This window comes from Streptomyces sp. AV19, from assembly GCF_015999245.1.
Lineage (GTDB): Bacteria > Actinomycetota > Actinomycetes > Streptomycetales > Streptomycetaceae > Streptomyces.
Genome location: NZ_JAEAMR010000018.1, coordinates 41820 through 53651, shown reverse-complemented (window position 1 = coordinate 53651; position 11832 = coordinate 41820). Strand labels below are relative to the sequence as shown.

The window sequence follows — 11832 nt, the reverse complement described above, 5'->3', positions numbered from 1 at the left end:
ATCCAGCCCGTCTGGGGGTTGCCCCCTCCGGGGAGTTTGAGGACAAAGCGGCGCAGCCGCTTTGCGGGGCCCGGGGCGGAGCCCCGGAGCGGGGTGCAGGGGGCGCAGCCCCCGCTCACCGCGCGGAGCGCGGGCCCGGCGCGCCCCGCGCCCGACCCGCGCCCGACCCGCGGGTTGCGAAGGGGCGCAGCCCCTGCGGAAACGGTGAAAGGGCGGGGCGGGGGCAACACCGTCCCCGACGGGACCGCCGGGCCGCCCGGCTACACCGCCCCGCGGCGCCCGCCCCCACGCACCGGCGCCTCCGCGAGGATCAGCGAGCGCACCATCCGGCACGTCGCGTTGGACGGCGTGCGCACGCCGATGCGCTCGGCGGTGCGCCGTATGCGGCGGTTCGTGGCCTGCTCCGGCCGGTACGCGCCGCTGTGGAGCAGGGCGATGGCCAGGCGCATGGCCTTCAGTCGGCGGTTGTGGGACTCGTACCAGTCGCGCGGGTGGCCCGCGGGCAGACGCTTCTTCGGCAGGGTGGGAAGGGCGGGCATGTCGGGGATCGTGGTGGCTGCTGCGGTCATCGGCGTCCTCCGGATGAGGGGTCGTTGCGACCTCTTCACTACCCTTCGATTTTACCGCCGGGCACTGACAATCGCCCCAGCTCAGACGGGATTTGCCCGGCCCCGCCGGTACGGTGGGCGCATGGAGATCCGGATCGATCCCGCCTGCTCGAAGTGCCGCTCGGCGATCGGCCTGCTGGACGCCGAGGGCGCCGGCCACACCGTCCGCCGCTACCTGGAGGACGTGCCCGGCGAGGCCGGCATCCGCGCCGTCCTCGGCCGGCTCGGCCCGGAGCCCTGGGACATCACCCGCACCCAGGAGGCGGAGGCCGAGGAGCCGGGCCTGAAGGAGTGGCCGCGCGACGCCGGTGCCCGCGACCGCTGGATCGCGGCGCTCACGCGCCACCCGAAGCTGAATACAGCGGCCCATCATCACGGCCGACGACGGGACGGCGCTGGTGGCGCGCACGGAGGAAGCGGTGCGCGAGGCGCTGGCACGCTCGGAGAGTTCGAAGAAGTGAGGTGCGGGGCCGGACGGGGGTGCCGGCCCCGCACCGGCCCGGTCATCCGCCGGGGGTCAGTGAGGCGCGCTCGTTGAGGACGTGCACCTCGGCGCCCGTCTCGCGCCGGTAGGTGTCGGTGATGCGGCCGAACTCCTGCCGGGCCAGCCGGGCCTTCTCGGCGGCCTTGTTCATGTTCCGGTTGGCCAGGACGACCTTCGCGGTCGCCTCGACCCGGACGTCCTCGTACGCGGCCAGTCCGGCCGGCACGTCGTCGGCCCGGGCCAGTTCGGCGGCCAGGGTCCGGGCGTCCAGGATCGACTGCGAGGCGCCGTTGGCCCCCACCGGCCACATCGGGTGGGCGGCGTCGCCGAGCAGCGTCACCCGGCCGCGGCCCCAGGACGACAGCGGCTCGCGGTCGGCCATCGGGTACTCCAGGAGGACCTCGCTGCCGGCGAGCAGGGCCGGGACGTCCAGGTAGCCCAGGTTCCAGTCCTGGTAGTAGGGCAGCAGGTCCTCCAGCCGGCCCGGGCGGTTCCAGCCGGCCTCCTCCTCGACGAGCGGGCCGGGCTCGGACATCCGCACCAGGCACACCCAGTTGACGTGCCGGGGGCTGATCGGATAGGCGATGATCTCCACGCCGCCCTCGCGGACGATGACCATCGAGCGGCCGGTGAGGAACGGCTCGGTCTCCGTGACGCCGCGCCACATCCGGATCCCGGAGTACAGCAGCGGCCCCTCGTCGGGGTGCAGCTTCGCCCGGACCACCGAGTGGATCCCGTCCGCGCCGATCAGGGCGCCGGCCTCGACGGTCTCGGTGCGGCCCGTCCCGCGGTCGGCCAGCTCGGCCCGTACCGCGTCCCCGGTGTCGGTGAAGTCCTCGAGGCGCACCCCGGTGCGGACCGCGTCCGCGCCCAGCCGCTCGCGCACGGCGTCGAACAGCATCAGCTGCAGCTTGCCACGGTGGACCGAGTACTGCGGCCACTTGTAGCCCTGGGCGATGCCGCGCGGCTCCGAGTAGATCTCCTTGCCGGACCGGTCCGCGTAGACGTTCTCGGCCGTGGCCACGCCGATCGCGGCCAGCTCGTCCCCGAGCCCGAGCTCGGTCAGCTCGCGGACGGAGTGCGGCAGCAGGTTGATCCCGACGCCGAGCGGGCGGATCTCCCGCACGCTCTCCACCACCCGCGCCTCGATGCCCACGGCATGCAGGCTCAGGGCGGCGGTCAGGCCGCCGATGCCTCCTCCGGCGATCAGCACGGTCATCGGGAACTCCTCTGCTCGGGGCGGTCGATGATACGAAGCCAGGTTCCGTCCGCCCGGCGCCGGGCCACCTGCACCCGGCCGCCGGTGTTGTCGGAGGACGGGGTGGAGGTCAGGGCGAGGTCGCCGTACCGGACCGTCGGCAGCGGCTCCTCCTGGGCGAACGGCTCGTTCGCCCCCGCCGGCAGCCGCTCGCACACGGCGCGGATGGCCTCGCGGCCCACCGTCGCGCTCCCCGGCGGCCATGCCGGCACGGCGTCGGGGACGCAGCGGGCGGCCATGCCTTCCGCGTCCCGTGAGTTGACGCGCTCCACGAACAGCCGGGTCAAGTCCTCCGGCGTCGCGGCGCGTTCACGGTTGTCGGTCATCGGTCTCCTTCGCTCGCCTCCACCCTCCGTCAGCAGGGACGAGAAGTCCAAGACATGGTAGGTCTGGCCGCTAGCATCACTGGTTATGGAACTGCGTCAGCTCGAGTACTTCGTGACCGTGGCCGAGGAGCGGAACTTCACCCGCGCCGCCGAGAAGGTCCGGGTGGCCCAGCCCGGGGTGAGCGCGCAGATCCGCAAGCTGGAGCGCGAACTCGGCCAGGAGCTGCTGGACCGCTCCGGCCGCAGCGTCGGCCTCACCGAGGTCGGCGCCGCGTTCCTCCCGCACGCCCGTGCCGCCCTCGCCGCCGTCGAGCAGGCCCGCCTCGTCGTCGACGAACTGGCCGGACTCGTCCGCGGCCACGTCGCCGTCGGCACCGTCACCACGCACAACGCCGACCTGCCCGGCCTGCTCGTGGGCTTCCACGAGGACCACCCCGCCGTCGAGATCACCCTCGCCGAGGACAGCACCGACCAGCTCGTCGAAGGGCTGCGCACCGGCCGGTACGACGCGGCCATCATCAGCATCGGCGCCACCGCGCCCTCCGGCGTCGAGCTGCACGTGGTCGAGGACCAGCCGATCGTCGCCGCCGTCGCCCCCGGCCACGAGCTCGCCCCCCACCCCGTCGTCTCCCTCGACGCCCTCCGCGGCCGGCCGCTGATCAGCCTGCCGCGCGGCACGGGCCTGCGGGCCCGGCTCGACGAGGCGTGCGCCACGGCCGGATTCCGGCCGCACATCGCCTTCGAGGCCGGCGACCCCGGCGTCCTCGCCCAGCTCGCCGCCCATGGAATGGGCGCCGCGATCCTGCCCCGGGGCGTCGCCGAGCACCGGGCCGGGACGCTGGGCCTGCGGATCCTGACCATCGACCCGCCCGCGCTGCGCGGCCGCCTGGCCCTGGCCTGGCGCTCCGGGGGCCCGTCCGGGCCGGCCGGCCGGGCGCTGGTGGCCCGCGCGCGGGCGGAAATGCCCGGAGCGGGCTGAGACCGGACGCGCCCCCGGGCGCAAGGAAGTGGCCAATGTGCCGCCGACACCGGGACGTACGGCCGGATGCTGCCGCATGATCCCGTCATGACGATGGCAACCACGGGACAGGACGTGGTCGAGGAGACCCGGGCGTTCAACACGAGGATGGCGCGCATCCTCGGCCGCTTCCCCCCGCTGCACAAGATCGACGACGTGTCCCTCGCCCGCTCCGGCGACGGCCCCTGGCCGGCGCCGCCCGTCCTCGCCGAGGGCCGCGACCGCGTCGTGCCCGGCCGCGCGGGCGGCGTCCCCGTACGGGTCTTCACCCCGCCCGTAGTGCACGGCGTGTACCTCTTCCTCCACGCCGGCGGCCGGGTCGTGGGCTCGGCCGGGCACCAGGACACACAGCTGTGGGACCTGGCGCGCGGCGCCGGCGTCGCCGTGGTCAGCGTCGACTACCGCCTGGCGCCCGAGCACCCCCACCCCGCCGCCCCCGACGACTGCGAGGACGCGGCCCGCTGGCTCGTCGGGCACGCGCGCCACGAGTTCGGCACCGACCGGCTCGTGATCGGCGGGGAGTCGTCCGGCGCCGAACTCGCCGTCCACACCCTGCTGCGCCTGCGCGACGCCGACGGCTCCCACCGGGCCTTCCGCGGCGCGTACCTGGCCTACGGCTACTACGACATGTCGCTGACGCCCAGCGCCCGTTCGTTCGACGAGGACGGTCCGCTCATCACGACGCCGGTGATCCGCTGGCTGTTGTCCCACGCGTTCCCCGGCCTGTCCCCGGAGCAGCTCCGCGACCCCGGCGTCTCCCCCTTGTACGCCGACCTCCACGACCTCCCGCCGGCCCGCTTCGTCGTCGGCACCCGCGACCCGCTCCTCGACGACTCGACTTTCATGGCGGCGCGGTGGCGGGCCGCGGGGAACGGGACGGACCTGGAGGTGGTGGCGGAGGCGGTGCACGGCTTCACGATGTTCCCGATCAAGGTCGCGGAGCGGGAGCTGGCGCGGGCGCGGGAGTTCGTGGCGCGGGTGGTGGGGGACTAGCCCCGGGCCCTCCCCCAGAGGGGGCACCCCCATTTCACCGTTTCTTCCGGGGAGACCCCGGACCCCAATCGCCCTTCGGGCGACAAACCGCGCGGAGCGTGGCGAGAAACTGGGGGCACCCCCTCTGGGGGAGAAAGGGCGGGGCCGGGGCCCCCGAACTCCCGGGACACCGGCCCCCTCCCCGGTCACCCCCGCCCGCCCCCTCACCCTGCGGTGTGCACCCGGAAGGCCCCGCCTCCGATCCCTCCGCGCATATGCGAGGCTGGTGGTGATCCCGGTGGTCATCGTGGCCGCGCGCCCGTCCACCGGGTGCGTACCTGAAGGGACTGGGACATGTTGCAGCACAGAACCGTCGGCGACCTGATGACCCACTCGGTGGTCAGGGTGCAGCGCGGCACCCTGTTCACGGAGATCGTGCACGTCCTCCACGAGCACGACATCACGGCGGTTCCGGTGGTGGACGCCGACGACCGTCCCGTGGGCGTCGTCTCGGAGGCCGACCTGCTGGCCAAGGCGGCCAAGCGGCTGGAGGAGTCCGGTCCGTCGCAGGCTCCGGCGAAGCACGACGCGACGACGGCCGAGGGGCTGATGACCAGCCCGGCGGTGTGCGCGCGGCCGGAGTGGAGCGTCGTGGAGGCCGCCCGCACCATGGAGGAACGGCACGTCAAGCGCCTGCCGGTGGTGGACGCGGCGGGCCGCCTGGTGGGCCTGGTGAGCCGCAGCGATCTGCTGCGGGTGTTCCTGCGGGACGACCGCGCCATCCGGCAGGAGATCATCGAGGACGTGCTGGTGCGGACGCTGCACGAGCCGCCGTCGGGCATCGGCGTCGAGGTGGCCAACGGCCAGGTGCGGCTGAGCGGTTCGGTGCGGGACGAGGGCCTGGTCCCGGTGCTGGTGCGGCTGTGCCGCAGCGTGGACGGCGTGGTGAGCGTCGATCACCACCTGTCCGAGGAGTGAGCCTCCGCCGACCTCCGCGCCGTCCTGCACGACGGGCTTGCGGAAGACGTCGATCACGCTGGTGAAGCTGTCTTCGGCATGCCCGTCCTCGAAGGCCCGCCGGAAGACGTCGAGCACGGCGCCCGGCAGCGTGCTGTCGACGCCGGCGGCACGGGTGGTGCGGACGATGTGCTCGACGCCGGCGGTGCCCATGGTGAGCCGGTCCACGTCGCCCGGGTGCTCGCCGGCGTCGATGCGCGGGCCGCAGAAGGCGTAGAAGTTCGGCAGCGACGCGGCCGTGGACCGGGCGTAGGGCAGGAACTCCGCGGCGGAGATGCCGTGTTGTCCGGCCACGGCCAGGGCGTGCACGTAACTGACCACTCCGGTCCAGAAGATGTCCATCATGATCTGGTAGTAGAGCGCCGCCAGCCCCGGGTCCTCGCCGCGGCAGTCGGCGCCGGTGAGCACCTCCAGCGCCTCCCGGTGTGCCTCGAACGCCTCCCGGGGGCCGCTGTAGAAGGTGGCGGACTCCGGGTCGCCGATGCCGGACGGCGGGCACTGGACACCGCCGGTGAGGTGCGCCCCGCCTCGCCCGGCCACCCACTTCGCCGCCTCGCGCGCCTTCTCGGGGGTGTCCGAGCCGAGGTTGGCGACGACGCGGCCCGGAGCGCGTCCGGGGCCTGCCCCAGGACGGCGAGGACGGCGTCGTGGTCCGTCATGCTCGGCACGGCCAACTCGTTGGCGGCCAGCGCCTCCTCGACCGAGGCGGCCAGGACGGCGCCCTCGGCGACGAGTTCGCCGGCGCGCGAGGCCGTGCGGTTCCAGACGGTGACCTCGTATCCCTTGTTCAGGTACGCCCGGGCCATGGCCCGGCCCATCGGGCCGAGGCCGACGACGGTCACGGATTGCCGGTTCACGGAAGATCCCCCTCTAGAACGAACGCTCTACTTAGTGATCGCCGTAGCACGGCTCCGGAACGAACGCTCTACTCAGGTAGGCTCGGAGGATGAAGACCACGTCAGAGAAGCCCGCGCTCGACACCCGCGAGCGGATCGTCCGGGCGGCCTCACGGCTGATGCAGCGGCAGGGCTACGACGGCACGGGGATCAAGCAGATCTCCCAGGAGGCGGAGGCGACCCTGGGGTCGCTGTACCACTTCTTCCCCGGCGGGAAGCAGGAGCTGGCCGTCGCCGCGATCCGGCACGGGGACGAGGAGTTCGCCGGCCTCCTGCGCCGGGCGCTGGACAGCGAGCCGGACCCGGCCGAGGCGCTCGTCGCCTGCGCCCGGGTGCTCGTGGAGGAACTGAGCGCGTCGGACTGGATCGAGGGCTGCCCGGTGACCGCCACCGCCCTGGGCACGGCAGGGCGCGCCCCCGACATCCAGCAGGCCGCCGCCGAGGCGTTCGCCCGCTGGCGCGAGCTCGTCTTCGCGAAGCTGCGCGGGGCGGGGGTCGGAGAGGAGGACGCGCGGGCGCTCGCGCACACGGTGATCTCCACGTTGGAGGGGGCGGAGCTGGCGGCTCAGGTGTCGCGGGACGCGGAGCCGTTGCGCTCCGCGGGGGAGCATCTGGCCCGGCTGGTGCGCAGCTATCGGTAGGGTGTCGCGGGGAGTTGTGCCCCGGCCCCGCCCTTTCACCGTTTCTCGCGCGCTGAATCAGCCCGTCCGGCGTTTGAGGACATCGCCCGAAGGGCGATCGGGGTCCGGGGTCTCCCCGGAAGAAACGGTGAAAGGGCGGGGCCGGGGCACACCCCCAACGGCCACCCCCACCCGCAGGAAGCCGCATGCACACCTGGGACACCACCCTCACCACCGCGCACATCGACGACCCGTCACTCCGCGCCGCCTACACCGCGCAGCGAACCGTCGTCGCCGGCTATCGCCGCCACGCCTACCTCGCCGTCCGGCTCCTCCTCCCTCCCGCCCTCGTCCCGCACGTCATCGCCGCGACCGCGTTTATGCACCACACGGACACGGTGCTGGACAAGACCAACGGCCGGGACGGTCAGGACGGCTGGCCCGCCTGGGAGGCCGAGGCCCGGACCGGCCTGGACGGCGGGAACAGCACTCACCCGGTGCTGCGACCGCTGCTCCGGACCATCTCCACGCACCCCCAGTTGACCGGGCACGTCACGGACTTCCTCGACGGAGCACCCCTGGAACGCGAGTCCACCGGGTTCGCCACCGAGACCGCGTACCAGAAGTACGTCGACGCCTACTCCCTCCCCGCGTTCATGCTGATCGCGTCCCTGCTCCTCTCCCCCGGCGCGGATCCCGTCGCCTCCCGCGAGGTCTGCCGCACCTACATCGACGGCAGTCAGCGGCTCGACTTCGTCAACGACCTGTCGGAGGACCTGCGCGACGGCCGGCTCGGCCTCTCCGACGAGGCGCTGGAGCGGCACGGCGTCACCCGCGGCGATCTGGAGCGGGCCCGCGACACCACCGGCACCCGCGCCCTCCTGCGCACCCAGCTCGAACAGGCCCGCCGCGACCTGCTCGCCGCCCGCCGCCTGGTCGCCTTCGCGCCGCCCGGGCACCGGGCCTTCACCCGGGCGGTCGTCGCGCTGGAGACGCTGACGGCGGACCGGGCCCTGGCCGCCGGGACCGGCCTGCTGCGCCGCCCGGCCCGCCCCCCGCTGGCCGGAGCGCTGGGCGTGCTGACCCGCGAACTCCGCCACCGGGGGCGGTGAGGCGTCACTTCGCGTCCGCGTAGCACTCCACCACGGCCGTGGTGAACGGGAACCGCGTCGGCGTCTCGCCGAACGCGAGCCGCCCCGCCTCGTCCCCGGCCCACCGCACCGCCTCCGCCACCTCCTCGGCCTCGTCCTGCGGGCAGTGCACGATCAGCTCGTCGTGCTGGAAGAAGACCAGCTCGGCCCGGAGCCCGGCGATGCGCCGGCGGACCAGCGCCAGCACGATCAACGCCCAGTCCGCCGCGCTCCCCTGCACCACGAAGTTGCGGGTGAACCGCCCCCGGGCCCGCGCCCCGGCCGAGCCGCCGGGCCCGGCGGCCTCGTCCTCCTGCGGCAGGCCCGCCTCGTCGGGGACGGCGGTGGAGACGGGCGGGCACGTACGGCCCAGCCACGTCCGCACCAGGCGGCCCTCCTCCCCCGCGCGGGCCGCGTCGTCGACGTAGCCGACCGCCCGGGGGTAGCGGCGGCGCAGGTCGGCCATGTGCTTGAGGCCGTCGCCGGAGGTCTGGCCGTAGATGGCGCCCAGCACGGCCAGCTTGGCCCGGTCGCGGTCGCCGGAGAACGCCCGCTCGGCCAGGTCGGCGTAGAGGTCGAGGCCGCTGCCGGCGATCTCCATCAGGCCCGGGTCGCGGGAGACGGCGGCGAGCACCCGGGGCTCGATCTGGTCGGCGTCGGCGACCACCAGCCGCCAGCCGGGGTCGGCGACCACCGCCCGCCGGACCACCTTGGGGATCTGCAGCGCCCCGCCGCCGTTGGTGGTCCACCGGCCGGTGACCGTGCCGGCCGGCAGGTACTCCGGGCGGAAGCGGCCGTCGCGCACCCAGGTCTGCAGCCAGGACCAGCCGTGCGCGGTGTGCAGCCGGTAGAGCTTCTTGTGCTCCAGGAGGGGCGCGACGGCGGGGTGGTCGAGCCCGCGCAGCTCCCAGGCGCGGGTCGAGGACAGGGCGATGCCCTCCCGGGCGAAGGCCCGGACGATGTCGGCGGGCAGGTCGGGCCGGACGCGCACGCCGTCGCCGAAGGCCCGGGAGACCTCGTCGGCCAGCTCGGCCAGCCGCCGGGTCTCCTGGCTGCCCGGGTAGCGCTCCCCCAGCAGCGCCGTGAGCAGCTCCCGGTGCACGTCGGCCCGCCAGGGCACCCCGGCCCGGCCCATCTCGGCCGCGACCAGCGTGCCCGCCGACTCGGCGGCGGTCAGCAGCCGCACGCGGCCGGGGTGTGCCGTGTCCTTCATCCGGGCCTGCTGGTCCGCGTACACCTCGAGCAGGGCCGTCAGCGGATCCGTGCCGGGCGGCAGCGGCACCGGCCCCGGCTCGAACAGCGACGGCTGACCGCCGGCCGCGCGCGGCGGCGGGTCCTCCGGCACGGGCAGGCCCTTCAGCCGTGCCCAGGCGGCCGCGAGCGAGCGCGGCCGGCCGGACTGGCCCTGCTCATGGCCCGTGATCAGCGCCTCGGCGGCCTCCACGTCGTAGCACCGCTCGACGCGGATCCCCGCGTCCAGCAGCCGCCCGTATCCCTGTGCCGTCGCACGCCAGACCCACCGGCCGGCCTCCGGCCGCGCCCGGACCGCCTCGGCCAGGCTCCGCTCGGCGACCACCGGCCCGGCCGGGTCGCCCCCGGGCCCGACCGGGCACAGCCGCACGGACCCGTCCCCCGTTTCCGCCACTGCCCATCTCACGTCCGCAGTCTCGCAGCAGGGTCTGACAACGCCCCTCGCCTCGCCCCGGAACCGCCCCGGTGGCACGCTGAACCCATGGCCCGGCCCAACGAAGAGGTCGCCGCGGTGCTCCAGGAGTACGCCGATCTCGTCGCCATCACCGGTGGGGACGCCTTCAAGGCACGCGCCTACGAGAAGGCGGCCCGCGCGATCGGCGGCCACCCCTCGGACGTCTCGAAGCTGGACCTCGACGGCCTGCGCGAGATCCCCAACGTGGGGAAGTCGATCGCCGAGAAGGTCGTCGAGTACCTGCGCACCGGCCGGGTCGCCGCCTTCGAGGAGACCCGGACGTCCGTCCCGGCGGGCGTCCGCGAGCTGCTCACCATCCCCACCCTCGGCCCCCACAAGGCCCTCGTCCTCTACGAGGAACTGCGCGTCTCCTCCGTCGACGAACTCCTCGACGCCATCCACGAGGAACGGCTGCGCGACCTCAAGGGGTTCGGCGAGAAGACCGAGCAGAACATCCTGCACGGCATCGAGCTGATGAAGAAGGCCGGCGGCCGGATCCTGCTGTCCGCCGCCGCCGAGGCCGCCGAGCGGATCGTCGCCGACCTCTCGCGGATCGACGGCTGCGAGCGCTGTGCCTGCGCCGGGTCGGTGCGCCGCATGCGGGAGACCATCGGGGACGTCGACGTCCTGGTGGCCGCCGCCCGCGCCGAGCCGTTCATGGAGGCGATCAGCACCCTCCCGTACACGGCGGAGGTCATCGCCCGGGGCCCGAAGAAGACGTCCGTCCGCACGGTCGACGGCCTCCAGGTCGACCTGCGGGTGCTGCCGCCCGACGCGTGGGGCGCGGGGCTGCTGTACTTCACCGGGTCCAAGGCCCACAACATCCGCATCCGCGAGATCGCGGTGCGGCACGGGCTCAAGCTCTCCGAGTACGGGCTCTTCCGCGTCAGGAGCGGCCGCAAGGTCGCCTCCCGGACCGAGGAGGACATCTACGCCCGGCTCGGGCTGCCGTGGATCCCGCCGGCGCTCCGCGAGGACCGCGGCGAGGTCGCGGCGGGGCTCGCGGACGAACTCCCGGACCTGATCACCGAGGAGAGCGTCCGCGGCGACCTGCACACCCACACCGACCTCACCGACGGGCTGGCGCCGCTGGAGGACATGGTCGCCGCGGCCGCCGGACGCGGCTACGCGTACTACGCCGTCACCGACCACGCCCCCGACCTGGCCATGCAGCGCATGACCCGCGAGAAGGCGCTCGCGCAGCGGGAGCGGCTGCGCGCCCTGGAGGGCAGGCACGGCCGGATGCGGCTGCTGCACGGGACCGAGCTCAACATCGGGCCGGACGGCGAGGTGGACTGGCCCGCCGACTTCCTCGCCGGCTTCGACCTGTGCGTCGCCTCCGTGCACTCGCACTTCCGCCAGTCCCGCGAGGAGCTCACCCGCCGGCTCGTCCGCGCCTGCGAGAACCCCCACGTCGCGATCATCGGCCACCCCACGACCCGGCTGCTCGGCAGACGGCCGGGGATCGACGCCGACTTCGACGCGGTGTTCGCGGCCTGCGCGCGGACCGGGACGGCCCTGGAGATCAACGGGCATCCCGAGCGGCTCGACCTGGGCGACGAGGAGATCCTGCGGGCCAGGCGGCACGGAGTGAAGTTCGCCGTGAACACCGACGCGCACTCCGTGACGCACCTGCCCTACATGCGCTTCGGCGTGGGGACCGCCCAGCGCGGCTGGCTGACCGCGGACGACGTCATCAACACCTGGCCGCTGCAACGGCTGCGCCGCTTCCTGCGGCCGTCGGCCCGATGACCTCGGACGACGCCGGATACCATGGGGCGTTCACGATCAACCTCCC

Annotated in this window: 10 protein-coding genes and 2 pseudogenes; 7 read left to right on the top strand and 5 right to left on the bottom strand. The window is 74.2% G+C overall.

The window, feature by feature from the left end; genetic code table 11:
* Positions 1–260: 260 nt before the first annotated feature.
* Entirely contained in the window at positions 261–569 is a 309-nt protein-coding gene (locus I5Q34_RS25660; RefSeq protein ID WP_199894790.1) for a hypothetical protein, read from the bottom strand.
* A 121-nt stretch (positions 570–690) separates the two neighbouring features.
* Here I5Q34_RS25660 and I5Q34_RS25655 point away from each other — a divergent pair.
* Positions 691–1069: pseudogene (locus I5Q34_RS25655) on the top strand (ArsC/Spx/MgsR family protein).
* A gap of 42 nt (positions 1070–1111) precedes the next feature.
* On the opposite strand, the gene I5Q34_RS25650 reads toward I5Q34_RS25655, so the two are convergent.
* Complete coding sequence (locus I5Q34_RS25650) at positions 1112–2311, bottom strand: flavin-dependent oxidoreductase (RefSeq protein ID WP_199894789.1); 1200 nt, start codon at positions 2309–2311, stop codon at positions 1112–1114.
* Complete coding sequence (locus tag I5Q34_RS25645) at positions 2308–2676, bottom strand: nuclear transport factor 2 family protein (protein ID WP_199894788.1); 369 nt, start codon at positions 2674–2676, stop codon at positions 2308–2310. The genes I5Q34_RS25650 and I5Q34_RS25645 overlap by 4 nt, the downstream gene beginning before the upstream one ends.
* An 85-nt stretch (positions 2677–2761) precedes the next feature.
* Here I5Q34_RS25645 and I5Q34_RS25640 point away from each other — a divergent pair, with 85 nt between their 5' ends.
* The 3 genes from I5Q34_RS25640 to I5Q34_RS25630 all read left to right on the top strand — a co-directional run bounded on the left by I5Q34_RS25640 (position 2762) and on the right by I5Q34_RS25630 (position 5644).
* Complete coding sequence (locus I5Q34_RS25640; protein ID WP_199894787.1) at positions 2762–3655, top strand: LysR family transcriptional regulator; 894 nt, start codon at positions 2762–2764, stop codon at positions 3653–3655.
* Between the two features lie 87 nt (positions 3656–3742).
* Complete coding sequence (locus I5Q34_RS25635; RefSeq protein WP_234429546.1) at positions 3743–4687, top strand: alpha/beta hydrolase; 945 nt, start codon at positions 3743–3745, stop codon at positions 4685–4687.
* Positions 4688–5023: 336 nt separating this feature from the next.
* Positions 5024–5644, top strand: coding sequence for a CBS domain-containing protein (locus tag I5Q34_RS25630; protein ID WP_199894920.1), 621 nt, complete (start codon positions 5024–5026; stop codon positions 5642–5644).
* 36 nt (positions 5645–5680) lie between these two features.
* On the opposite strand, the pseudogene I5Q34_RS25625 reads toward I5Q34_RS25630, so the two are convergent.
* Positions 5681–6501, bottom strand: a pseudogene (locus tag I5Q34_RS25625) (NAD(P)-dependent oxidoreductase); the annotation flags it as partial.
* Positions 6502–6629: 128 nt separating this feature from the next.
* On the opposite strand from I5Q34_RS25625, the gene I5Q34_RS25620 reads away from it, so the two are divergent.
* Positions 6630–7220, top strand: a complete 591-nt coding sequence (locus tag I5Q34_RS25620; RefSeq protein WP_199894786.1) for a TetR/AcrR family transcriptional regulator — start codon at positions 6630–6632, stop codon at positions 7218–7220.
* Positions 7221–7405: 185 nt separating this feature from the next.
* On the top strand, positions 7406–8311 hold the full coding sequence (locus I5Q34_RS25615) for a squalene/phytoene synthase family protein (protein ID WP_199894785.1): 906 nt from the start codon (positions 7406–7408) through the stop codon (positions 8309–8311).
* 4 nt (positions 8312–8315) lie between these two features.
* Here I5Q34_RS25615 and I5Q34_RS25610 read toward each other — a convergent pair whose 3' ends face one another.
* Entirely contained in the window at positions 8316–9986 is a 1671-nt protein-coding gene (locus tag I5Q34_RS25610) for a bifunctional 3'-5' exonuclease/DNA polymerase (protein ID WP_199894784.1), read from the bottom strand.
* A 75-nt stretch (positions 9987–10061) separates the two neighbouring features.
* Between I5Q34_RS25610 and polX the strand changes: the two genes are divergently transcribed.
* A complete protein-coding gene (gene polX, locus I5Q34_RS25605; protein ID WP_199894783.1) occupies positions 10062–11786 on the top strand; it encodes a DNA polymerase/3'-5' exonuclease PolX in 1725 nt (574 codons plus the stop codon).
* Positions 11787–11832 lie beyond the last annotated feature (46 nt).

What these genes read in the sequence shown, in the direction of transcription:
- I5Q34_RS25635 (WP_234429546.1), top strand. Translation starts at nt 3,743, where the DNA reads ATGACGATGGCAACCACGGGACAGGACGTGGTCGAGGAGACCCGGGCG.
- I5Q34_RS25620 (WP_199894786.1), top strand. Translation starts at nt 6,630, where the DNA reads ATGAAGACCACGTCAGAGAAGCCCGCGCTCGACACCCGCGAGCGGATC.
- I5Q34_RS25645 (WP_199894788.1), bottom strand. Translation starts at nt 2,676, where the DNA reads ATGACCGACAACCGTGAACGCGCCGCGACGCCGGAGGACTTGACCCGG.
- I5Q34_RS25650 (WP_199894789.1), bottom strand. Translation starts at nt 2,311, where the DNA reads ATGACCGTGCTGATCGCCGGAGGAGGCATCGGCGGCCTGACCGCCGCC.
- polX (WP_199894783.1), top strand. Translation starts at nt 10,062, where the DNA reads ATGGCCCGGCCCAACGAAGAGGTCGCCGCGGTGCTCCAGGAGTACGCC.
- I5Q34_RS25615 (WP_199894785.1), top strand. Translation starts at nt 7,406, where the DNA reads ATGCACACCTGGGACACCACCCTCACCACCGCGCACATCGACGACCCG.
- I5Q34_RS25660 (WP_199894790.1), bottom strand. Translation starts at nt 569, where the DNA reads ATGACCGCAGCAGCCACCACGATCCCCGACATGCCCGCCCTTCCCACC.
- I5Q34_RS25640 (WP_199894787.1), top strand. Translation starts at nt 2,762, where the DNA reads ATGGAACTGCGTCAGCTCGAGTACTTCGTGACCGTGGCCGAGGAGCGG.